The sequence below is a fragment of the Oceanicola sp. D3 genome, assembly GCF_006351965.1.
In the GTDB taxonomy this organism is placed as follows: Bacteria; Pseudomonadota; Alphaproteobacteria; order Rhodobacterales; family Rhodobacteraceae; genus Vannielia.
This window is the reverse complement of record NZ_CP040932.1, coordinates 656,286-676,778: the sequence shown is the minus strand read 5'-3', so window position 1 is coordinate 676,778 and position 20,493 is coordinate 656,286. Positions and strand designations below refer to the sequence as shown.

Annotated in this window: 22 protein-coding genes; 16 read left to right on the top strand and 6 right to left on the bottom strand. The window is 64.3% G+C overall.

The features are described 5' to 3' along the window. Nucleotides 1-7: 7 nt before the first annotated feature. Genes FHY55_RS03500 through FHY55_RS03480 form a run of 5 tightly spaced genes read left to right on the top strand, consistent with a single transcriptional unit; the run spans nt 8 to nt 5,057 of the window. Nucleotides 8-700, top strand: coding sequence for a hypothetical protein (locus tag FHY55_RS03500; protein WP_140012866.1), 693 nt, complete (start codon nt 8-10; stop codon nt 698-700). A 3-nt stretch (nt 701-703) separates the two neighbouring features. Then, the gene (gene flhA / locus FHY55_RS03495; protein WP_140012865.1) at nt 704-2,788 is read left to right on the top strand and encodes a flagellar biosynthesis protein FlhA; all 2,085 of its coding nucleotides are present in this window, start codon (nt 704-706) and stop codon (nt 2,786-2,788) included. 10 nt (nt 2,789-2,798) lie between these two features. Beyond that, nucleotides 2,799-3,572, top strand: a complete 774-nt coding sequence (locus FHY55_RS03490; protein ID WP_140012864.1) for a flagellar biosynthetic protein FliR — start codon at nt 2,799-2,801, stop codon at nt 3,570-3,572. Between the two features lie 3 nt (nt 3,573-3,575). Then, nucleotides 3,576-4,679, top strand: a complete 1,104-nt coding sequence (locus FHY55_RS03485) for a flagellar biosynthesis protein FlhB (RefSeq protein ID WP_140012863.1) — start codon at nt 3,576-3,578, stop codon at nt 4,677-4,679. 24 nt (nt 4,680-4,703) lie between these two features. Next, nucleotides 4,704-5,057 (top strand): hypothetical protein, encoded by a 354-nt coding sequence (locus FHY55_RS03480; protein WP_140012862.1) that lies wholly within the window; start codon nt 4,704-4,706, stop codon nt 5,055-5,057. A 3-nt stretch (nt 5,058-5,060) separates the two neighbouring features. Here FHY55_RS03480 and FHY55_RS03475 read toward each other — a convergent pair whose 3' ends face one another. After that, the gene (locus FHY55_RS03475) at nt 5,061-5,519 is read right to left on the bottom strand and encodes a GNAT family N-acetyltransferase (RefSeq protein ID WP_140012861.1); all 459 of its coding nucleotides are present in this window, start codon (nt 5,517-5,519) and stop codon (nt 5,061-5,063) included. A gap of 183 nt (nt 5,520-5,702) precedes the next feature. On the opposite strand from FHY55_RS03475, the gene smc reads away from it, so the two are divergent. Continuing rightward, the gene (gene smc / locus FHY55_RS03470) at nt 5,703-9,161 is read left to right on the top strand and encodes a chromosome segregation protein SMC (protein WP_140012860.1); all 3,459 of its coding nucleotides are present in this window, start codon (nt 5,703-5,705) and stop codon (nt 9,159-9,161) included. 14 nt (nt 9,162-9,175) lie between these two features. Here the strand turns inward: smc and FHY55_RS03465 are convergent, their stop codons facing one another. After that, nucleotides 9,176-9,628: a GbsR/MarR family transcriptional regulator gene (locus FHY55_RS03465; protein WP_140012859.1), complete on the bottom strand. Its 453-nt coding sequence runs from the start codon at nt 9,626-9,628 to the stop codon at nt 9,176-9,178. A 286-nt stretch (nt 9,629-9,914) separates the two neighbouring features. Between FHY55_RS03465 and FHY55_RS03460 the strand changes: the two genes are divergently transcribed. Continuing rightward, entirely contained in the window at nt 9,915-10,241 is a 327-nt protein-coding gene (locus FHY55_RS03460) for a hypothetical protein (RefSeq protein ID WP_140012858.1), read from the top strand. A gap of 125 nt (nt 10,242-10,366) precedes the next feature. On the opposite strand, the gene FHY55_RS03455 is transcribed toward FHY55_RS03460, so the two are convergent. Together FHY55_RS03455 and FHY55_RS03450 are read right to left on the bottom strand one after the other, a co-directional pair. Then, on the bottom strand, nt 10,367-11,881 hold the full coding sequence (locus FHY55_RS03455; protein WP_140012857.1) for a catalase: 1,515 nt from the start codon (nt 11,879-11,881) through the stop codon (nt 10,367-10,369). Between the two features lie 75 nt (nt 11,882-11,956). Then, nucleotides 11,957-13,273 (bottom strand): FliI/YscN family ATPase, encoded by a 1,317-nt coding sequence (locus tag FHY55_RS03450; protein ID WP_140012856.1) that lies wholly within the window; start codon nt 13,271-13,273, stop codon nt 11,957-11,959. Here FHY55_RS03450 and FHY55_RS03445 point away from each other — a divergent pair. From FHY55_RS03445 to FHY55_RS03405, 9 genes are read left to right on the top strand one after another with little or no spacing between them, the layout of a single operon-like run. Next, entirely contained in the window at nt 13,260-13,757 is a 498-nt protein-coding gene (locus FHY55_RS03445) for a FlgB family protein (RefSeq protein ID WP_210410530.1), read from the top strand. The genes FHY55_RS03450 and FHY55_RS03445 overlap by 14 nt on opposite strands. A gap of 9 nt (nt 13,758-13,766) precedes the next feature. After that, nucleotides 13,767-14,159 (top strand): flagellar basal body rod protein FlgC, encoded by a 393-nt coding sequence (flgC, locus tag FHY55_RS03440; RefSeq protein WP_140012854.1) that lies wholly within the window; start codon nt 13,767-13,769, stop codon nt 14,157-14,159. Nucleotides 14,160-14,179: 20 nt separating this feature from the next. Next, nucleotides 14,180-14,470 (top strand): flagellar hook-basal body complex protein FliE, encoded by a 291-nt coding sequence (gene fliE / locus FHY55_RS03435; RefSeq protein ID WP_140012853.1) that lies wholly within the window; start codon nt 14,180-14,182, stop codon nt 14,468-14,470. 3 nt (nt 14,471-14,473) lie between these two features. After that, nucleotides 14,474-14,740 (top strand): flagellar biosynthetic protein FliQ, encoded by a 267-nt coding sequence (locus tag FHY55_RS03430; protein ID WP_140012852.1) that lies wholly within the window; start codon nt 14,474-14,476, stop codon nt 14,738-14,740. Nucleotides 14,741-14,744: 4 nt separating this feature from the next. Next, nucleotides 14,745-15,458, top strand: coding sequence for a flagellar hook-basal body complex protein (locus tag FHY55_RS03425; RefSeq protein ID WP_140012851.1), 714 nt, complete (start codon nt 14,745-14,747; stop codon nt 15,456-15,458). Nucleotides 15,459-15,470: 12 nt separating this feature from the next. Further along, nucleotides 15,471-16,256 (top strand): flagellar basal-body rod protein FlgG, encoded by a 786-nt coding sequence (gene flgG / locus FHY55_RS03420; protein ID WP_140012850.1) that lies wholly within the window; start codon nt 15,471-15,473, stop codon nt 16,254-16,256. Next, a complete protein-coding gene (gene flgA, locus FHY55_RS03415) occupies nt 16,256-16,708 on the top strand; it encodes a flagellar basal body P-ring formation chaperone FlgA (protein WP_371707274.1) in 453 nt (150 codons plus the stop codon). Before flgG ends, flgA begins: the two co-directional genes overlap by 1 nt. Then, nucleotides 16,708-17,439 (top strand): flagellar basal body L-ring protein FlgH, encoded by a 732-nt coding sequence (gene flgH / locus FHY55_RS03410; protein ID WP_140012849.1) that lies wholly within the window; start codon nt 16,708-16,710, stop codon nt 17,437-17,439. Before flgA ends, flgH begins: the two co-directional genes overlap by 1 nt. Nucleotides 17,440-17,454: 15 nt before the next feature. After that, on the top strand, nt 17,455-17,970 hold the full coding sequence (locus tag FHY55_RS03405; protein WP_140012848.1) for a flagellar basal body-associated FliL family protein: 516 nt from the start codon (nt 17,455-17,457) through the stop codon (nt 17,968-17,970). A 118-nt stretch (nt 17,971-18,088) separates the two neighbouring features. Here FHY55_RS03405 and FHY55_RS03400 read toward each other — a convergent pair whose 3' ends face one another. Continuing rightward, complete coding sequence (locus tag FHY55_RS03400) at nt 18,089-19,801, bottom strand: thiamine pyrophosphate-binding protein (RefSeq protein ID WP_140012847.1); 1,713 nt, start codon at nt 19,799-19,801, stop codon at nt 18,089-18,091. 81 nt (nt 19,802-19,882) lie between these two features. Further along, nucleotides 19,883-20,284, bottom strand: a complete 402-nt coding sequence (locus FHY55_RS03395) for a response regulator transcription factor (protein WP_140012846.1) — start codon at nt 20,282-20,284, stop codon at nt 19,883-19,885. Between the last annotated feature and the right edge of the window lie 209 nt (nt 20,285-20,493).

Sequence of the window (20,493 nt, the reverse complement as noted above, 5' to 3'; positions counted from 1 at the left end):
AATTTTCGTGCTGCTTGCTGCACTCGCACTGGCCTTGCTCACGCTGCCGGCCCTTGCAAACCCTTCTCGCCCGGAGCTCTGCGAAGCTGCCGCGCGTGAGGCGTCGATCAAGACCGGCGTGCCACTCTCGGTTCTTCGCGCCATTATGCTCACCGTCAGCGGGCGAAAGGGCGAAGAAGGGCTGGTTCCTTGGCCTTGGACGGTGGGCGCGAAGGGACAGCGTGTCTGGTTTGAAACCGCCGACGACGCCCGCGCCTTCGCCTATCAGCAGCTGAAAGCCGGAAAGGCGGCACTCGGACTGGGGTGCTTTCAGGTCGACTACGCCAAATACGGCGCAGAGTTTGCTTCGCTGGAAGATATGCTCACGCCCCGGATCAATGCCGAATTCGCCGCCTCCCTGCTGGTGTCGCTCCAAGCCCAAACCGGCGGCTGGGGGGGTGCAGCGGCGGCGTTTCGTGCTCTTGAGCCCGCTGAGGCAGAAACCTGGCTGGCCACATTTTATCGCCACCGCGACAGGCTGCGCCATGAGGATGGCCAGACCATGGCCGACCTTGCCGGACAGGGCGAACCGGAAGGGCCCCGGCTCAACACTTACCCGCTTCTGGTAGATACCGGTGCGGAACAGGTGATGGGTTCGCTCGTTCCGGTTGGCCCTTCCGGACCCGGGGCCAGCCTGTTCCCGCCGGCCGAGGGCCTCTGACCCATGGCGCTCGGCAAGGGCGAACTCTTCAAACCGACGATCCTGTTGGCGCTCGCATTGATGGGCGTCATCACGATGATGATTCTGCCGATGCCATCCTGGGTGCTGGATGTTGGCCTCGCCGGGAGCTTCGCCCTCGCCATCTTGATCTTTACTGTCACGCTCTTCATCGAGCGACCGCTCGACTTTTCTTCTTTTCCGACAATCCTGCTGGCCTCGCTCATGCTGCGCCTCTCGCTCAACGTCAGTTCGACCAAGCTGATCATCGGTGAGGGCCATACCGGCACAAGGGCCGCGGGCACCGTGATTGAAGGGTTCGCCATGTTCGTCATGGGGGGCTCGGTCTTCCTCGGTCTGGTCGTCTTCGGGGTTCTGATGATCGTGAACTTCATGGTCATCACCAAGGGCGCGGCGCGGATGGCCGAAGTGGGCGCGCGCTTTGCGCTCGACGGGATGCCGGGCAAGCAGCTGGCCATCGATTCCGACATGTCCGCCGGAGCCATCGACCATGCCGAAGCAAAGGCCCGGCGCGAGCTGGAACAGGCCGAAACCACCTTCTTCGGCTCGCTCGACGGGGCCTCCAAGTTTGTGAAAGGTGATGCGGTCGCCGGGTTGCTGATTACCCTGCTGAACCTGGTAATGGGCCTCGTCATGGGCACCGTGATTCATGGCCTTGCCATTGGCGAAGCCTTTGAAACCTATGCCATCCTCACCGTTGGCGACGGCCTCGTCACCCAAATCCCGGCGGTCATCATTTCTATCGCCTCGGCCCTGCTGCTCGCCCGCGGTGGCGAAAAAGGGGCCACGGATCTGGCATTGGTTGGCCAGCTTGGCAAACACCCCACAGCCATTGCCACCGTGGCCATTTTGATGGCGCTCTTCGGGCTCGTCCCCGGCCTGCCGATCCTGCCGTTTTTCGCCGGGGCCGCCACCCTCGGCCTTTTTGCCTGGCGCCGCCAGAAGGTGCTGAAGGCCGAAGCGCTCGCCGCCGCCAAACCGGAACCGGAGGCCACTGCGCCCGCCCGAAAAAGCATTGGGGATATGCTTGACCTGGATGACATCCACGTCGAGTTTTCGCCCGATCTTGTCGCCATGGTCCTCGACCCGGCCACCGGGCTAGATGCGCGGATCGAGAACATGCGCGCCCATGTCGCCTCGTCTTACGGGCTGATCCTTCCCGAGATCCGCCTGACAGATAACGCCGCCCTGCGGCCGGACACCTACGCGATCCGCATCCACGGGGTGACGCAGGCCACCAATGTGCTTCACCCCGACAGGGTGCTGGCGCTGGCGGGCGATACACCTGAACTGCTGCCCCCGGGCGAAGACTGCAACGAGCCAGTCTATGGCGCGCCGGCCCGCTGGATTTCGGAGAACGACCGGGAGGATGCGGCGCTGCAGGGCTCTACCGTTGTCACCGCCGCCGAGGTGTTGGCCACGCATTTGTTGGAGGTGTTGAAGCGCAACTTTGCCCGCCTGCTCACGATGAAGGCGCTGCGCCGCCTGCTGGAAGAGCTTTCCAACCTGTCGGACCCGGTGCGCGCCGAGGCCAACCGGCGGCTGATCGACGAGCTGGTGCCGGATAAGGTGCCGATCGACCTGCTGCTGGCCGTAATGCGGCTTTTGCTCGATGAGCAGGTTTCTGTTCGCAATCTGCCGCTGATCCTTGAAGCCATTTCCGAGGCCCGCGGCACATATTCCGCGCCCGAAGCGATTTGCGAACATGTGCGTCAGCGCCTCGGCTTTCAGCTCGTGTCAGAACTACGCCGTGAAGACGGCACCCTGCCGCTGTTGCAGCTTGCGCCCGAGTGGGAGGAGAAATTTTTGGCGCATCAAGTTGATGGCGGCAATGGCACCGAAGATATTGCCCTGCCTCCAGAGGCCTTTTCGAAGCTCGCGGGTGGCGTGGCCGAAAAACTGTCGACGGTGGCCGAAAGTGGCATATCGCCTGCGCTTGTTACCACCTCCCGGCGCCGTCGCTTTCTGAAAACCGTTCTGACGGCGAAGGGCATTGGCGCACCGGTCCTCTCTTTTGAGGAGATCGGGATGGATGCCCGCCCCGCCCTGCTCGGCGTGATCGCGGCATGAGCCCGGCGGCATGATCGAGACCCTCGCTCAACTTCTCGGCTTCTCGCAGGCCGCGCTGGTTACAGGCTTCACGGTGTTCTTACGCGTTGGCGCGGCGATGATGATGATCCCGGCGTTCGGGGAAGCGGGCGTGCCCGCGCGCATCCGCCTCGCCGCCGCGCTGGCCTTCACCGCCATCGTTGCGCCGATGGTCGATGTGCCGCCCGCGTCTTCGCTCACCGACATCGCGCTCTCGCTCACCCTCGTCAGCGAAACCGTCATCGGGTTGGTCTTCGGCTTTGGATTGCGGCTCTTCATCTATGCATTGCAGGTCGCGGGCTCGATGGCGGCGCAATCCACATCGCTGGCGCAGATATTTGGGGCTTCCAAGGATGTTGATCCGCAGCCCGCCATCGGCCACCTTTTGGTGGTGTCGGGCCTCGCGCTTGCGGCCATGTCGGGGCTGCACGTTCAGGTCGCGCTTGGCTTCGTGCAAAGCTACGACGTGCTGCCGGTGGGGGCCGTTCTGGGCGCGGGCGAGGCTATGGAATGGGGCGTTGCACGCATCTCCGCCTCTTTCGGCATGGCCTTTTCGCTGGCCGCCCCCTTCATCATCGCCGCGCTGATCTACAACATCGCGTTGGGTGTGATTAACCGCGCCATGCCCCAGCTTATGGTGGCTTTTGTCGGTGCGCCTGCGATCACTGCGGGCGGCCTCATCCTGCTGTTCTTCTCGGCGCCTTACCTGCTGTCCCTCTGGTTGGAGGCCTTGCAGCGCTACCTCGCCACGCCGCTTGGGGGCTAGGCGATGGCGGGACAGAGCGACGAGGGCGAAAAGCAACACGAGCCTACCCAGAAGCGGCTGGACGATGCCCGCAAGAAGGGCGAGGTGCCGCGCTCGACCGATGTTACCACGGCCACCGCCTATGGCGGGCTTCTGCTGGCAGCAATCACGGCCGGGGCGACCAGCGTGGGCTCACTCGGCAGCACCGGCATTCAGCTTTTGGCACAGGCCGACAGGCTTGCGCCGCTGATGACCGGCCCGGGCTTCGCCACCCTCTCAGGCGGGTTGATTGCCAAGGTCGCCACCGCCATTTCGCCGTGGTTCGTGATCCCTGCGGTGGCCTGCATACTCTCGCTCATCGCGCAGCGGGCCATCACCTTTGCGCCGGAAAAATTGCAGTTCAAGCTGAACCGAATTTCGCCGCTATCGAACGCCAAGAACAAGTTTGGCCGTGGCGGGCTGTTCGAGTTTTTCAAGAGTTTCGTCAAGCTGACGATCATTTCGGTTGTGCTCTTCGCCTACCTCAACCGCCGCCTGCCCGACATGCTCGCCGCCGCCGCGCTGGAACCGGGGCAGGTTGGCGCGCTCTTGGGGCGGCTTTGCCTCGATTTCCTGCTCATCGTCACTGCGATCATGGCGGCCATCGCCACGGTGGATTTCATGTGGCAGCGCGCCGAGCACCTGCGGAAAAACCGGATGAGCCATCAGGAGTTGAAGGATGAGCACAAGGACAGCGAGGGCGACCCGCATATCCGCCAGCAACGGCGACAGAAGGCGATTGAGATCGCATCGGCGCAGATGATGGGTGAAGTGCCCAAGGCCGATGTCGTCATCGTCAACCCGCAGCACTATGCCGTGGCGCTCAAGTGGAACCGGCTGGCGCCCGGTGCGCCGGTGTGCCTTGCGAAGGGGGTGGATGAGGTGGCGGCCCGTATCCGCGAGACGGCGCAGCAGGCCGGTGTGCCGATTCACCGCGACCCGCCCACCGCGCGAGCGCTTCATGCGACCGTGCAGATTGGTGACGAAATCCACTCTGATCACTACGCCCCCGTGGCCGCCGCCATCCGGTTTGCCGAGGCCATGCGCCAGAAGGCGAAGGCCAGCTACACCCGGCGGGCGGGTCAGTGATACAGAACCAATGAGTATGCTGTAATGGGGCTGAAAAGACAGCAGATGACGGCGCTCTCTGGCTTGATGGAAGCGCGCTTCATGGCCGGTCAGGGAACGCTCAAGCAGCGGCTTGCCGAGGAAGCCCGCATCGCCGCTTCCATCGCAGAGATCGAAGAAGCGCGCCGCAAGGCGATGGCAGATGCCACGGACCCGATCCACTTCAGCCCGTCGCATGCACGGGCCACCAATGTTTGGCTGCGCTGGACGGAGGCCCGCAAGGCCGTGCTCAACCGAGACCTCGCTCGCGCACGTGCCGCCTCGGCCTCGGCCCGCAAGGCTCTGGCGCGGTCCTTCGGGCAAATGCAAGCCAGCCGAGACCTTGCCAGAAAGCTCTGAGCTTCAGTCCAGTCGCTTTTCCATGAAGATCGAAGAGGCGGCATCGGGGTAGTCGCCAAAGGGGCCGCAGTCGGTGAAGCCGGAGGCGCGGTATACGCGGTGGGCGGCATGCAGGCGGTTGCCGGTTTCCAGCCGGAGCCAGCCGAGCCCCCGTGCCCGCGCCTCGGCCTCGACGGCTGCAAGCACCCGGCCCGCCACACCCCGGCCCCTGGCGGCTTCATCGGTGAACATGGATTTCACCTCACCATACCCGCCCTTCACCGCCAGCGCCCCGGTGCCCACCACTTGGCCCTCCAGCAGCGCAGTGAAAAACACGATGTTCGGACCAGCCAGCGCGTCGATATCCAGAAAGAAATTGTCTTCGGGCGGGAACAGGCTCTTCATCAGGGCATGGCTCTGATTCAAGAGCGCGGTTGCCTCGGGGTGGTGGGGGCTGCCAATGGTCACGTCGATCTTGCTCATCCCGCTATCCTCCCTGACGCTTCCCTGCCGTCAAGCGCTCCATATCTTGTGGATAACCCACAGATCGCTCCCACATGCTGATTGACAGACGTGTCTCACACCCCAAACATGGGCCAGCCCCGGGGAATCGCCCCGCCGGGGCATGGGGACAGAGAGGGGCGCAGGTAAGGGGCAGCGAGCAGCGTGCGTTTCACACGGCTCAGACTGAACGGCTTCAAGAGCTTCGTCGACCCGACCGATCTGGTCATCGCCGACGGGCTGACCGGCGTTGTCGGGCCGAACGGCTGCGGAAAATCGAACCTGCTTGAGGCATTGCGCTGGGTGATGGGCGAAAACCGCCCCACCGCCATGCGCGGCGGCGGCATGGAAGATGTGATCTTTGCCGGGGCCGCCTCTCGGCCGGCGCGCAACTTTGCCGAGGTCTCGATCCATATCGACAACAGCGAGCGGCTCGCACCCGCCGGGTTTAACGATCAGGATGTGCTTGAAGTCGTTCGCCGCATCACCCGAGATGCCGGCTCTGCCTATAAGGCCAACACCAAGGACGTGCGGGCCCGTGATATTCAGATGCTCTTTGCCGATGCCTCGACAGGCTCGCACAGCCCGGCGCTGGTGCGTCAGGGGCAGATCTCGGAGCTGATCAACGCCAAGCCAAAGGCGCGGCGGCGGATCCTTGAAGAGGCCGCCGGGATCTCGGGGCTGTACCAACGCCGCCACGAGGCTGAGCTGAAGCTGAACGGCGCTGAGCAAAACTTGGCCCGCGTCGATGACGTGATTGAACAGCTTGCGGCCCAGCTCGCGCAACTCGCCCGCCAGGCCCGGCAGGCTGCGCGGTATCGGGAGATCGGCACCGAGCTGCGGCAGGTTGAGGGCCTACTGCTGTATCGCCGCTGGAAGGAGGCCGACGAGGCCGTTGCTGCGGCGGGCCATGCCCACCGAGAGACTGTCGCCGCCGCCGGGGCAGCCGAGCGCGCCGTGCTGAACGCCGAGAAGCGCCGGAGCGAAACGGATGCCGCCCTGCCCGCGCTCCGCGAGGAGGAGGCGATTGCGGCGGCGGTTGTGCAACGGTTGCAGGTTGAGCGGGGTGGCTTGCGTGAGGAGGCCGCGCGGGCCGAGGCGACCATCGACACGTTGAAGAACCGCCTCGCCCAACTCACCCGCGACATGGAGCGCGAGGAAGGGCTGAACCGCGATGCGGGCGAGACCGTGGAGCGGCTGGGCTGGGAGGAAGCCGAGCTGCAGAAGGCGGGCGAAGGCCACGAGGAAAAGCTTGAGGACGCCACCGAGGCGGCCCGAAAGGCGGCGGCCGTTCTGTCGGAGATCGAGGAGCGGCTGGCCGAGCAGACCGAAGATGTCGCCCGGCTCGCGGCCCGCCATCAATCCGCGCAACGGATGCAGGCCGATGCCCGCAGTGCGACCGACCGAAACGAGGCGGAGGCCGCGAAGGCACGCCGTCAGGCCGATGAGGCGCGCAGTCGGAAGGCCAGCGCCGAAGAGGCCATGCGCGCCGCGCAAGCGGCCAGCGCCGCGGCCACCGCGCGTGCGGAGGAGGCCGAGAAGGCGCTGGAGGCCGCTGACACCGCCCGCGCCGAGATTGCCGGACGCGAGGCGGAGGCCCGCGCCGCCGCCTCTGCCGCCGAGGGTGAGACCAAGACGCTCAGCGCCGAAATGCACGCGCTCGCCCGTCTGGTTGACCGCGAAGGGAGCGAAGGCGGGCAGGTGCTCGATATGCTCTCGGTCGACAAAGGCTACGAAAAGGCCCTCGGCGCGGCACTTGCCGACGATCTGCGGGCGCCTGCCGTTGCCGCCGATGCTCCCTCTGGCTGGGCCGCCTTGCCGGACTATCCCGCGCCACAGGGCCTGCCCGGCGGGCTGCATCCGCTGGCCGATTACATGCATGTGCCCGATGTGTTGCGCCGCCGCATGGGAGAGGTCGGGCTGGTTGCAACCCCCGAGGAAGGCACTGCGCGGCAGGCCGAGCTGAAACCGGGCCAGCGGCTGGTGTCACGCGAGGGAGATTTGTGGCGCTGGGACGGGTTCCGTGCCGCTGCCGAAGATGCCCCCTCCGCTGCTGCGCTGCGGCTTGAGCAGATCAACCGGCTCGAAGAACTGAAGCTTGATCTCAACGAGGCCGAAGCCCGTGCCGATGGGGCCCGCAAAGCGCACAGGGCGCTTTCTGAAGAGCTGGCCCGCATTACCGAAGCCGACCGCGCCGCCCGACAGGCCCGCCGCGAGGCGGATTCCGCCGTTGCCGATGCCTCCCGCGCGCTTTCTCGCGCTGAGAGCGATGCTGCGATGGCTGGCACCCGCGCCGAGGCCTCCGAGATGGCCGTGAAGCGGCACGAGGACGAGGCCACGGCGGCCCGCGCACGGCTCGCGGAAGCCGAGGCTGCACTGGCGCAGCTGGGGGATTTGGAGGAGGCCCGGGGCAATGTCGAGGCGGCCAAGAGCCTCGTCGAGAACGCCCGTCAGGATATGCTTTCCCGCCGCGCCGTGCAGGACGAGGTTCGGCGCATGGGCGAGGCCCGTGTGCGTCGCCTGCAGGAGATCGCCCGCGAGGTTGGCAATTGGCGCGAGCGACTGGCCAATGCCGAGACCCGCTCGAGCGAGTTGGGTGAACGCAAGCAGGCGACGGAAACCGAGCTGGAGGCCGCCGAGGCGGCCCCGGAAGACATCGAAACGCGCGAAACCAAGCTGCAAGACGCGCTGGAAAAGGCGGAAGAGCGCCGCCGTGCCGCCGCTGACACGCTAGCTGAGGGCGAGGCTGCATGGCGCGAGGCGCAGGCCGAGGAGCGTGAGGCGACAAAGATCGCCGGTGAACTGCGCGAAGGCCGCGCCGCCGCTCAGGCTCGGATGGAGGCCGCGCAGGAAGCCCGCAAGCTGGCGGAAGAGCGCATCCACGAAGAGCTGGAATGTGCGCCCGCTGAGCTGCTTGAGAACCTCAAGGCCGACCCCGAGAAGATGCCCGGCGTCGACGCGCTGGAAAACGACCTTTCTCGCCTGCGTCGCCAGCGCGATGCCCTTGGCGCGGTGAACCTGCGCGCCGAGGAAGATGCTAAGGAAGTGCAGACCGAGCATGACGAGTTGGTCAAGGAGAAGGCCGATCTGGAAGAGGCCATTCGCGCCCTGCGCAATGGCATTGCCGGGCTGAACAAGGAGGGCCGCGAGCGCCTGCTGACCGCCTTCGAGCAGGTCAACTCCAACTTCTCACTTCTGTTCAAGCACCTCTTCGGCGGCGGTGAGGCCTCGCTGGAGCTGGTGGAATCGGACGACCCTCTGGAAGCGGGGCTGGAGATCATGTGTATGCCGCCGGGCAAGAAGCTCTCCACGCTCTCGCTGCTTTCCGGGGGCGAGCAAACCTTGACAGCGCTGGCGCTCATCTTCGCGGTCTTCCTCGCCAACCCCGCGCCGATCTGTGTGCTGGACGAGGTGGATGCGCCGCTGGACGATGCCAACGTCACCCGCTTCTGCGACCTGCTCGACGAGATGACGCGGCGCACTGACACACGCTTCCTCATCATCACCCACCACGCGGTGACGATGAGCCGGATGGACAGGCTCTTTGGCGTCACCATGCAGGAGCAGGGCGTGAGCCAGCTGGTCTCGGTTGACCTCAAGAAGGCAGAGGCGCTGGTCGCCTGATCGCGGCGGGCGCGTCAATCCATCTCACGCGCCAGTTCCCCGATCTTGTCGGACAGTGACGAAAGCATGTCGGCATAGCCATGCACACGGGCGCGAATATCGGCGGCGCATTCCGGCACGCCATCGAGTGTGGAGCGCAGATCGTCGCTCTTGCGGCGAAACTGGCGGCTGAGGTCGCTCACCATTGTTTCATATGATTTGGGCGCGAGTTGGAAGTAATCCTGCCGCTCGCCAGCCTTGGTCACCCGCTTGATCATGAGCTTGTCTTCCAGTAGCCGCGTGGCGGTGCTGACGCTGCCACGGCTGATCTGAAGCTCTGTTGCGAGATCGCAGAATGCCACTGGCTCACCTTCCCAAACCAACAGCCCCATGATCCGCCCCGCGGTGCGCGGCAGGCCTTCGGTCTGAATGATTAGCCCCAGTTTTTCGATGAACTCGCTACGGGCCGTCTCAACTGTCTGTTCCATGGGTCTGATGTCTCCCGGAGGGCCTCGCTAAGGCCAGGAAAGCGGCGTCTCTTACGGGTTCAGATAAGCTTAAACGAACTTAATGTCCAGTTTTTCGGGCCTCTGCGCGCTCGACCACAGCTCGCGAGAAAAATTTAATCGTTGCATATCAATCGGTTATCAAAATTCAGGTAAATTATTTTGTTTGGAATGTTTACTTTATACTGAACGCACCACATATCCCAATCATCGCAACGCAGCACGTTGCACCCAACGCCCCACGGGGCAGAACAAAAGAGACAGTACTATGAAAAACTACATCCTTGCCGCCCTCGCCCTGACCGTTGCCACCCCCGCTCTGGCCGCGAATGATAACCTCGCCGCTTCCGTTGGCGTCGAGTCCAACGGCTACTCCGTCGAGCAGCTCGTGCAGCTGAAAGGCCTCGAAGGCGACACCGACGGCCGCGTCTACCTCGGCGCTTCCGCTCCGGCCAATGCCACCGCTCAGGAAATCTTCGCCGAGCAAGAAGCCGAGCAGCGCAACGGCACCTTTGGCTACGCCGGCACCCAAGCTTCCCGCTCGGTGTCCAGCCCGGTTGCAGAAAGCGTGTTCAGCGTGATTGACGCCGAGTGACCGCATTCAGACGGAAGGGCTTTCTCCCGGCCCTTCCGTCTTGCTCAGAGCCCTCCCCGCACAGACGTGCGGTGGAGGGCTTTTTCTTTTCTTGGGGTGTTGTAGTCGCGTCGCGGTCGCGCTGGTCAGCCCGCAATGCTCTCTGCCGATGCCATTCCCTCGGCCTTCGAGGTGCCGCCGATCTTGTCGCGCACGCCCTTTTCGATGCGTTCCCCGACATCCCCGTCGATGTTGCGCCAGTATTCGAAGGCCCGCACCAGCACCTTTTCACTGACGCCCGCGCTCAGGTGGCCTACGACGTTGTTCACCAACCGCTCGCGCATGTCGGCATCCATCACCTCACGCACGAGCGCACCGGCTTGGCTCCAATCATCATCGTCCTCGCGCTGGGTATAGGCCTCGCGCACCATGTCACCGTCGCTGTGCCACAGCCCGGCCTCATGCTCATACGGCTGCGCCGAGGGCCCGCCGTAGGAATTGGGGGCGTACACCGGATCGCTTACCGGCACCGTTCGGCCTGCGCCGTCCTTGGTGTAGCTATGCACCGGCGATTGCGGCTTGTTCACCGGGATTTCCTTGTAGTTCACCCCGAGCCGCGCACGGTGCGCATCGGCGTAGGAAAAGCCACGCGCCAGCAGCATCTTGTCGGGCGAGAGGCCGATGCCGGGCACCATGTTGTTGGGCTCGAAGGCGGCTTGCTCGATCTGGGTGTGAAAATCGGTCGGATTGCGATTTAGCACCATCTTGCCCACCTCGATCAGCGGAGAATCCGCATGCGGCCAGACCTTGGTGAGATCGAAGGGGTTGATCCGATAGGTCTTGGCGTCCTCATAGGGCATGATCTGCCACTTCAACGTCCAACTCGGGTGGTTGCCCTCGCTTATCTGGTTGAACAGGTCGGCGCGGTGGTAGTCGCCATCGGTGCCTGCCAGCCTGTCGGCCTCCTCCTGAGTCAGATGCGCATTGCCGTCGCCTTGATCGGTGTGGAAGTGAAATTTCACCCAGAACCTCTCACCCTCGGCGTTCACCAGGGAGTAGGTGTGGCTTGAATAGCCGTTCATCTCGCGCCAAGTGCGCGGGATGCCCCGGTCTCCCATGAGGTAAGTGACCTGATGCGCGCTTTCGGGCGAGAGCGTCCAGAAATCCCACTGCATGTCATGGTCGCGCATGTCGTTGTCAGCGCGGCGCTTCTGGCTGCGAATGAAGTGCTGGAACTTCATCGGATCGCGGATGAAGAAGATGGGGGTGTTGTTGCCCACCATGTCGAAATTGCCCTCGTCGGTGTACATTTTCACCGCAAAGCCGCGCGGGTCGCGCCATGTGTCGGGGCTGCCGCGCTCGCCGGCGACCGTGGAGAAGCGGGCGAGCAGGTCGGTTTTTGCGCCGGGCTGAAAAACCTTGGCCTTGGTGTACTTTGAAACATCGGCCGTGACTTCAAAATGCCCGAAGGCACCGCCGCCCTTTGCGTGGGGCTGGCGCTCTGGGATGCGCTCGCGGTTGAAATTGGCCATCTGCTCCAGCAGGTAATGATCGTTCAGCACGATCGGGCCATCGCGCCCCACGGTCAGCGAATGCTCATCGCTCTGAACGCGGATACCGGCATCTGTGGTGGTGGGCGGGGTTGGCTTTTTATCGGACATGTCGGGCGGCCTCCGTCTGTTGAGATGTCTCAGCAAAACCGGAGCGGGGCTGGGAATGTTCCCTGCGGGCCGCGATTATCCGCTGCGGGCGAGCACACCCTTGAGCCGTTGGAATGCCTCTGGCGGGCCTTTGCTCTCTTCCGCGAGGAACTTGTCGAGCGCCCCGTAGACCTTGATCGCGGCATCTATCTCCGGGTCGGAGCCGGCGGTGTAGAGGCCTGATTGAATCATCAGCTCTGCGCGGTCATAGGCCCCGAGCCGCCGCCGCGCCTTGGCGATCAGCGCGTTTTCCTCCGGGCTTGCGGCTTCAGGCAGTGAGCGCGATGTGGAGCGCAGCAGATCAACGGCGGGGAAGCGCCCGCGTTCGGCAATTTCGCGTGACAGCACAACATGCCCATCCAGCACGCCGCGCAGGATGTCGGCCACTGGCTCTTCCATATCGGAGCCCGCCACGAGCACTGAGAAAATTGCGGTTATGTCACCCACGCCCTCCAGCCCCGGCCCGGCCCGTTCGGCCAATGACATGATCATATGCGCGGTGGAGGGCGGGTAGCCGCGCAGGCTTGCAGGCTCTCCGGCGGCCAGCGCCACCTCGCGGTGCGCCTCGGCAAAGCGAGTCACCGAGTCGGCCAGAAACAGCACATGGTGCCCCTCGTCACGCAGGTGCTCGGCCACTGTCATCGCTGTCCACAAGCAGCGGCGGCGGGCAATGGCGGATTGGTCTGAGGTGGCGGCCACGATCACGGAGCGCGCCATACCCTCAGGCCCAAGCACATCCTCTATGAAGTGGCGTAGCTCCCGGCCCCGCTCACCGACCAGCGCGATCACCGCCCTGTCGGCCTGAAGGCCCCGGCCCAAAGCGCCGAGGAGCGAGGATTTGCCCACGCCCGAGCCCGCAAACAACCCCAGCCGCTGGCCGCGCACGATGGGCAAGAGTGTATCGAACACGGAAAGCCCAGTGCCAAGCCGACTGCCAAGCCGCTTGCGCTGGGTGGCAGGTGGTGCCGGTGGGCGAAGCGGGCGCAACTCGGGGCCGCGCGGCAGGGGGCGCCCATCAAGCGGATTACCATAAGGGTCTATGACGCGACCTTGCCATGCAACGTCCGGAAAGAGCCCATCACCGCCCTGAAGTGTAACCTGATCGCCAAGCCGGATACCGTCAGCCGGGCCATCGGGCAGGGCCATGGCGCGTGTGCGGTCGATATGAACGATCTCGCCGCGCAACCGCCCCTCACGGGTGCCGAGCCAAACCTGATCGCCCAGCGCTGCAATTTCTGACAGGCCAGTAAGCTCTACCGCGCCGCGCCCCACCGCGCTGATGCGGCCCACAGAGGCAGAGGGTTTGAGCGCGGCGATTTCGGCGGTGAGCTGGGCGAGGGTGGCGTCAGTCATGGGATTCTCCACATTCCGCGCCGCAAGCCGGGCGCCTGAAACCCTTTCTAAAGGAATCACGGTTAAGCCGAGGTTGAAGCCCGTGGGAGAAACCCCGATGTTCGATCAGCTCGAGATCCTCAATATGGCGCGCGGCCTCGCCACGCATTCTGCCACCCGCCAGCAAGTGGTGGCGCAAAACCTCGCCCAGGCCGATACAGCCGGCTATAAGGCGCGCGATATCGCCAGCTTTGGCGCGGTGTATCAAAATGGTCCCGGGCTTGAGTTACGGCAAACCCGCAGTGGCCATGTGGCCGGTGAGATGCCGCCCGAGGCCCTCCGCCCCTTCATTGAACGCGGCATTGATGGCGATCCGAACGGCAATACCGTTTCGATCGAAAGCCAGATGGTGAAATCTGCCGAAGTCCAGACCCGACATGAGATGGCGCTTTCGATCTACCGCACCACGCTCGGCTTAATGCGCGCCACGCTTGGGCGAGGGTAAGGGCGCGTCATGGGTGATTTATTCCAAAGCTTCTCTGTCTCCGCCTCGGGCATGGCTGCGCAAAGCTCGCGCCTGCGCCATGTGTCGGAGAATATCGCCAATGCCGATACCCCGGGCTACCACCGCAAGCTTACCCCGTTTCGCGAGGTGATGCAGGGCGGCCGGACAACCGGCGCGGTGGAGGCGGCCCCTGTACGGCTTGATGACACCGAGCTGCCTGAGGTCTTCGACCCCTCGCACCCGATGGCCGGGGAAGATGGCTTCTACCTCGGCTCCAACGTCGACCTAGTGATCGAGATTGCCGATGCCCGCGAAGCCCAGCGCAGCTACGAGGCCAACCTCAAGATGTTCGACCAGGCCCGGCAGATGACCCGGAGCCTGTTGGAAATTCTGCGAAAATAGCAGTCTGAAGGAGATCCAGAATGGATATCAAACTGTCCCAAGTGGCCCGGCTCTACGAAGGAGCCAGGCCGGCCACCGCCCCGAACGAGGGCACACAGTCGGGCGGCGAAGGCTTCGCCCGTGTGGCCGAGGACTTCGCTTCCATGCTCTCGAATGCGGAGCAGGTGGCGATGGACGCGATGGTTGGCAAAGCCGATCCTCACGCCCTTGTGCAGGCATTGGCCGAAACCGAGTTAGCGGTCGAAACCGCCGTCACGGTGCGCGACAAAGTCGTGGAGGCCTACCAGGAAATCCTGCGGATGCCTGTGTGACCCATGGAGGCGGCGGGCTTTTACGACACGCTCCGAGAGGGGCTCTGGGTGGGCGTCATCATCGCCCTGCCCATCCTCACGGTGGCGCTTGTCGCGGGCGTGGCCATTGGCCTCGTCCAGGCCCTGACCTCGGTGCAGGAGATGACCCTCACCTTCGTGCCCAAGCTCGCCGCCATCCTCGCCGTCTTCTGGCTGACCATGGGCTTCATGACGGAAAGCCTCGTCAGTTTCTTTCAATCCACCCTCATTCCCATGATTGCCGGAGGTTGAGCATATGAGCACCGGATACGTCACCCTGTCGCGCCAGTCCGGCCTGATGAACGAGATGCGCGCGGTGGCCAACAACCTCGCCAACCTTTCCACCACCGGCTTTCGCCGCGAAGGGGTGATCTTCTCTGAATGGGTTCGCGCAGCCGACGGGCCCTCGGGCTCGGTCTCAATGGGCACCGCCCGGGTGCGCAACACGGACCTGACGCAGGGCACCCTGAGCCAGACAAATGGCACCTTCGATTTCGCCATTGAGGGGGACGGGTTCTTCCAGATCGAAACGCCGGAGGGCCTGCGTCTTACCCGGGCGGGCAGCTACACGCCGGGCCCGGCGGGCGAGTTGATGAACGGCGATGGCCACTTTTTGCTCGATGCCGGTGGCGCACCTGTCTTTGCCCCACCCGGCGCGCGCAACATCAGCCTCTCCGCCGATGGCACGCTTTCGGCGGACGGCGTGCCGCTGACACAGATCGGAATGGTGGAACCGGAGGATTACACCGCGATGACCCGTGAAGGCGGCACGCTCTTCAACCCCGGCGGTGCCGTGTTGCCCGCCGAGAACGCCCGCGTGCTGCAAGGTTTCATCGAAGAGAGCAACGTCGACCCGATCCTGGAGATCGCCCGGATGATCGAGGTCCAGCGCACCTACGAGCTGGGCCAGAAATTTCTGGAGAAGGAATCCGAGCGCAAGGACTCCGTCATCCAGACCCTGACCCGTTAAGGAGGCAGCAGAATGCAGGCCCTGAAGATCGCCGCCACCGGCATGAGCGCGCAACAGATGCGCGTCGATGTCATCTCTAACAACCTCGCGAATATGAGCACCACCGGCTACAACGCGCGCCGCGCCGATTTTGCCGACCTGCACTATCGCCAGCTTGCGCGGCCCGGCACGATCAACGCCAACGATGGCACGATCCTCCCTACCGGGGTGCAGATCGGCCTCGGCGTAAGGCCCTCGGCGGTGTCGATGAACGTTCAGCAGGGCTCGCTCGGGGCCACTGGCGGCGATCTGGATATCGCCATCGAGGGCAATGGATACTTCGAGGTTACGCTGCCCTCCGGCATCTCCGCCTACACCCGCGATGGCGCGCTTAAGCGTAGCGCGGACGGGCTTATCGTCACTTCCGACGGCTACGGGGTGGTGCCCGATATCACCATCCCCGAAGATGCCCGCGCGCTTTCGATCAACGCCGATGGCGAGGTATACGCCTATTTCAACGATCAGGTTGCGCCCCAGCTTCTGGGCCAGTTCACCCTAGCGGATTTCTCCAACGCCAAGGGGTTGGAAGCGATGGGCTCCAACCTCTTTCTGGAGACCGAGGCCTCCGGCCCGCCGCTCACCGCCACTCCGGGAGAGCAGGGCCTCGGAACCGTGCGGCAGGGCTATCTGGAAGACAGTTCGGTCGATGCCGTGAAGGAGATCACCGATCTGATTACCGCCCAGCGCGGCTACGAGCTGAATGCCAAGGTCATCACCGCTGCCGACCAGATGCTCGGCGCAACCACCCAGATCCGCTGATGATGCTCCGTCTCCTCGCCCTCCTCTGCCTCCTTGCCAGCCCGCTGCGGGCCGAGATGCTGGTGGCCGCCCGGATGATCCCGGCGGGCAGCGTGCTCGAACCCCGCGATGTGCTGTTGCGGGAAGGCCGCGCCACCGGGGCCGTGGAGGCGGTGGAGGACGCGATGGGTCTTGAGGCCCGCGTGGTGCTCTACCCCGGTCGCCCGATCCGCGCCGCCGATCTCGGCCCGCCCGCCCTGATCGATCGCAACCAGATCGTCACCCTCGTTTACCGCCAGAACGGCCTGCTTATTGCCACAGAGGCACGGGCGCTTGGGCGCGGCGGCGTGGGCGACATGCTGAAAGTCATGAACCTCGCATCCCGCAGCACCGTCACCGGACAGGTCGACGCGGCGGGGCGCGTCATCGTGGGCCCAAGCGCCCGAATGCTGCAAGACTTGGAGGACTTCTGATGACCCGCACCGCCCTTATTGCTCTGGCCGCCCTCCTCGCCCTCACCGGCTGTGCGCGCCTACAGGACGTTGGCAAGGCGCCCTCTTTCGAACCCGCCGAGAAAAGCTATGAGTATCGTGCCATGGCTTCGGTGCCGCTGCCGGATGTGCTCGACAGGAAGCGAGGGGCCGAGCAGGCCTCGCTCTGGAGCCGCAACCGCAAGTCGTTGCTGGGCGACAGGCGGGCGGTGCGGCGGGGCGATATCCTGACCGTGGTAATCGAGATCGACGACAGTGCGTCCATTTCCAACGCCACCGGCCGCAGCCGCAATGGTTCCGAAAGCATGGGCGTGCCTTCGCTCTTCGGCATCCCTCAGCGGATTGACGAGCGCTTGCCCGAGGGGGCCAGCACTGCCGATGCTGTTTCCGCCAACTCTTCCTCTACCTTCAACGGAAACGGATCTGTTAGCCGAAACGAGCAGCTTGAGCTGCGAATTGCCGCCACCATCGTGGAGGAAATGTCTAACGGCATTCTGCGCATTCAGGGCAGCCAGGAGGTGCGGGTGAACTTCGAGCTGCGCGAGCTTTTGGTCACCGGGTACGTCCGCCCCGAGGATATCACCCGCCAGAATGAGATCACCTATGACAAGATCGCCGGGGCCCGCATCAGCTACGGCGGCCGCGGGCAGATCTCCGATGTCCAGCAACCACGCTACGGCCAGCAGGTGGCCGACATCGTGCTGCCCTTCTGAGCGGAGACCAAGCCCATGAAGTCTATCCTCATCATCCTCATACTCGCTGCGGTTGGCATTGGTGCCGGCGCGGGCGCGGGCATGATGCTGCGGCCTCCCCCCGAGGAATTGGTGATGGCACCCTGCGGCGACGAGGGCGAAGTGGCTGAAAGCCATCCGGAAGTGCCCCCCGAGGCCGAGGATACCACCGGCGAGGAGGCCGACCCGACGCGAGAATACGTCAAGCTGAACAACCAGTTCATCGTGCCGATTGTCGAGGACGGGCGGGTGGCCTCCATGGTTGTCCTCAGTCTGAGCCTGGAGGTCGAAATCGGCCAGCGCGAAACGGTTTATAGCCGTGAGCCGAAGCTGCGCGACAGTTTCTTGCAGGTGCTCTTCGATCATGCCAACTCTGGCGGGTTCTCCGGCAACTTCACCACCGGCACCAAGATGAGGCGGCTCTCTGAAGCGCTGAAGGAGGTTGGCCGCAAGGTGCTGGGCGCAACTCTGACCGATGTGCTTATCATAGACATCGTTCGGCAGGATAGCTGACTGTGGGCTGGCGCAAGGCCACCGCCTCCAGCGCGCCGCAGGCGCCATGGAAAGCTGTAAGCCGCAGGGGTACCAACGAACACACGCGCCGAAGGGCGGCCAGCATGGCCTTTGCGCGTCAGCGCCGTTCGCCAACCTCGCGGGTTTCGCTAAGTGTCATTCCTGCTGAGAGCGCCTCGGGGTCTACCACCAATTCCAGAACGGCGAGGCGTCCGCTGGCCTGAGCACGCACGAAGGCACCGGCAAAATCCTCTGTGCGTTCCACGCGTTCTCCGTAGCCGCCATAGGCTTGAGCCAGAGCAACAAAGTCCGGATTGGCGAGGTCGGTACCCGAGACCCGGCCGGGGAAGGTCTTTTCCTGATGCATCCGGATCGTGCCGTAGCGACCGTTGTTCACCACCAGAACAATGGGGGCGGCCCCATGCTGGATGGCGGTCGACAGCTCGTTGCAGGTCATCTGGAAGCAGCCATCGCCCGCCAAGGCCACCACCACCCGCTCCGGGAAACGCAGTTTGGCGGCGATGGCGGCTGGCAGGCCATAGCCCATGCTGCCGCTGGTCGGTGCAAGCTGAGTGCCATAGCGCTTGAATTGGTAGTAGCGATGCAGCCAGGCCGCATAATTGCCGGCACCGTTGGTCAGCACCGCATCCTCAGGCAGGTTCTCGGACAGCCAGTTTATCACCTGCTCCAACTTCAACGCGCCCGGCGTTTCCTTCGGGCGCACCCATTTTTCATAAGCGGCGCGGTAGTCGGCCGTCCATTGGCGCTTGTCGCTGCGCGGACGCACCGAGCGGGCCAGTTTGGCCAGCACCACCGGCGCCTCCGCCACAAAGGGCAGCTGCACCGGATAGACCTTGCCGATTTCATCGGGGTCGGGGTGCACGTGGATGATCCGCTTCCGCGGGGCGGCCACGTCGAGCAACCGATAGGCCCCCATCGTCACATCGCCCAGCCGGGTGCCGAGTGCCACGATCAGATCAGCCTGACGCACTGCATCTCCCAGCGCGGGGCACATGCCGACACCGAGATCGCCGATGTAGTTCGGGTGCCGGTTGTCCATGTAGTCCTGCCGCCGAAAGGGCACCGCCACAGGCAGATCCAACGCCTCTGCGAAGCGAGCGAGGTTGGCGGAGGCTTCCGCGCTCCAGCCGGGGCCGCCCGCGATCACGAGCGGGCGATGCGAGCGCTCGATTTGATGGATCACGAGTTCCGCGAAGTTGGAGCCTTCCGGCGAGGTGTAGAAGGCATCATCGGGCCGGTCCGGCACATCCACCTGATCGTGCAGCATGTCTTCTGGCAGCGACAGCACCACCGGCCCGGGACGCCCGGCACAGGCGAGGCGGAAGGCACGGTCGATGTATTCGGGCAGGCGAGCGGCATCGTCCACCTCGGCGGTCCACTTGGCCACGGGTGCCAGAAAGGCGCGCAGGTCAACCTCCTGAAACGCATCCCTGTCTCGCTGCTCGCGCGGCACTTGGCCGACAAACACCACCATTGGCGTGCTGTCATGCTTCGCCACATGCAGCCCGGCAGAGGCGTTGGCCGCGCCGGGCCCACGGGTGACGAAGAGCACGCCGGGCTCGCCCGTCATCTTGCCCTCGGCCTCAGCCATCATCGCGGCCCCGCCCTCCTGCCGGCAAACCACATTGGCAATGCCGGAATCCACGAGCCCGTCGAGCACCGGCAGGAAGCTTTCGCCGGGCACCGAGAAGACCCGCTCGATCCCGCGGATCAGCAATTGATCGACAAGCACTTGCCCGCCATGACGAAGTTCTGCGGCGCGCGGTGCGGCTGCGGGTTTGGGAGTTTTCAGTGGCACAACGGTCTTCATTTTGGGGCCCCGGGGATTCGCACCAGCCTGTGCCATTCGCCTCGCCCCGGCAAGCCTCCGTCGTGGCAAAAGTGCTGCTGATCAGTGCGGGAGCCCAGCAGCCTCATGCGTTGCGCTTGGCGCGAAGCCGCCGCCGTAGTGCTCCACCATTGCCGCCAGATCATCGAGCGGCGTCTGGGTGCGCAGGTAGGCGCATGCGTTGGGCGCGAAGGAGAAAATTGAACCATCGGAGAAAAAGGTGGTGTCGGTCACGAAGATCACCCGTGCGTCGGGGTGGCGGTAGGAGGCGAAGTCTGCGACCGCCAGCGAGCTCCCCTCGCGCAAGATGAGGTTGAGCACGATCACATCGGCCTCGCCATGCCGCAGCGCATCTATCGCACCGGCCTGATCACAAGCCAAAGTCACCTCGAAGCCGTATCGCTTCAGGTGCCGAGCCCAGATAGTTCCGAGCTCCTCGTCGCTTTCCACGATGAGAACTTTCACACACGCCTCGCCGTTCGGTTTGAGCCGAACCCAACTCCCCCATTGCCCAGATTGGGCGGGAAACCCTAAGTGGACGTTAACACATTCGCCACAATGGTTAACGCAAATCCCGGTCTCGGCACCCGAATCATGGAAACCGGGCCGATCTCAGCGTGTTAATGCCTGTGGTCGGCTCAAATTGGTTAAAACGCAGACCATTTCATGCCGCC

What these genes read in the sequence shown, in the direction of transcription:
- flhA (WP_140012865.1), top strand. Translation starts at nt 704, where the DNA reads ATGGCGCTCGGCAAGGGCGAACTCTTCAAACCGACGATCCTGTTGGCG.
- FHY55_RS03490 (WP_140012864.1), top strand. Translation starts at nt 2,799, where the DNA reads ATGATCGAGACCCTCGCTCAACTTCTCGGCTTCTCGCAGGCCGCGCTG.
- FHY55_RS03485 (WP_140012863.1), top strand. Translation starts at nt 3,576, where the DNA reads ATGGCGGGACAGAGCGACGAGGGCGAAAAGCAACACGAGCCTACCCAG.
- FHY55_RS03480 (WP_140012862.1), top strand. Translation starts at nt 4,704, where the DNA reads ATGGGGCTGAAAAGACAGCAGATGACGGCGCTCTCTGGCTTGATGGAA.
- FHY55_RS03475 (WP_140012861.1), bottom strand. Translation starts at nt 5,519, where the DNA reads ATGAGCAAGATCGACGTGACCATTGGCAGCCCCCACCACCCCGAGGCA.
- FHY55_RS03465 (WP_140012859.1), bottom strand. Translation starts at nt 9,628, where the DNA reads ATGGAACAGACAGTTGAGACGGCCCGTAGCGAGTTCATCGAAAAACTG.
- FHY55_RS03460 (WP_140012858.1), top strand. Translation starts at nt 9,915, where the DNA reads ATGAAAAACTACATCCTTGCCGCCCTCGCCCTGACCGTTGCCACCCCC.
- FHY55_RS03455 (WP_140012857.1), bottom strand. Translation starts at nt 11,881, where the DNA reads ATGTCCGATAAAAAGCCAACCCCGCCCACCACCACAGATGCCGGTATC.
- FHY55_RS03450 (WP_140012856.1), bottom strand. Translation starts at nt 13,273, where the DNA reads ATGACTGACGCCACCCTCGCCCAGCTCACCGCCGAAATCGCCGCGCTC.
- flgC (WP_140012854.1), top strand. Translation starts at nt 13,767, where the DNA reads ATGGGTGATTTATTCCAAAGCTTCTCTGTCTCCGCCTCGGGCATGGCT.
- fliE (WP_140012853.1), top strand. Translation starts at nt 14,180, where the DNA reads ATGGATATCAAACTGTCCCAAGTGGCCCGGCTCTACGAAGGAGCCAGG.
- FHY55_RS03430 (WP_140012852.1), top strand. Translation starts at nt 14,474, where the DNA reads ATGGAGGCGGCGGGCTTTTACGACACGCTCCGAGAGGGGCTCTGGGTG.
- FHY55_RS03425 (WP_140012851.1), top strand. Translation starts at nt 14,745, where the DNA reads ATGAGCACCGGATACGTCACCCTGTCGCGCCAGTCCGGCCTGATGAAC.
- flgG (WP_140012850.1), top strand. Translation starts at nt 15,471, where the DNA reads ATGCAGGCCCTGAAGATCGCCGCCACCGGCATGAGCGCGCAACAGATG.
- flgA (WP_371707274.1), top strand. Translation starts at nt 16,256, where the DNA reads ATGATGCTCCGTCTCCTCGCCCTCCTCTGCCTCCTTGCCAGCCCGCTG.
- flgH (WP_140012849.1), top strand. Translation starts at nt 16,708, where the DNA reads ATGACCCGCACCGCCCTTATTGCTCTGGCCGCCCTCCTCGCCCTCACC.
- FHY55_RS03405 (WP_140012848.1), top strand. Translation starts at nt 17,455, where the DNA reads ATGAAGTCTATCCTCATCATCCTCATACTCGCTGCGGTTGGCATTGGT.
- FHY55_RS03400 (WP_140012847.1), bottom strand. Translation starts at nt 19,801, where the DNA reads ATGAAGACCGTTGTGCCACTGAAAACTCCCAAACCCGCAGCCGCACCG.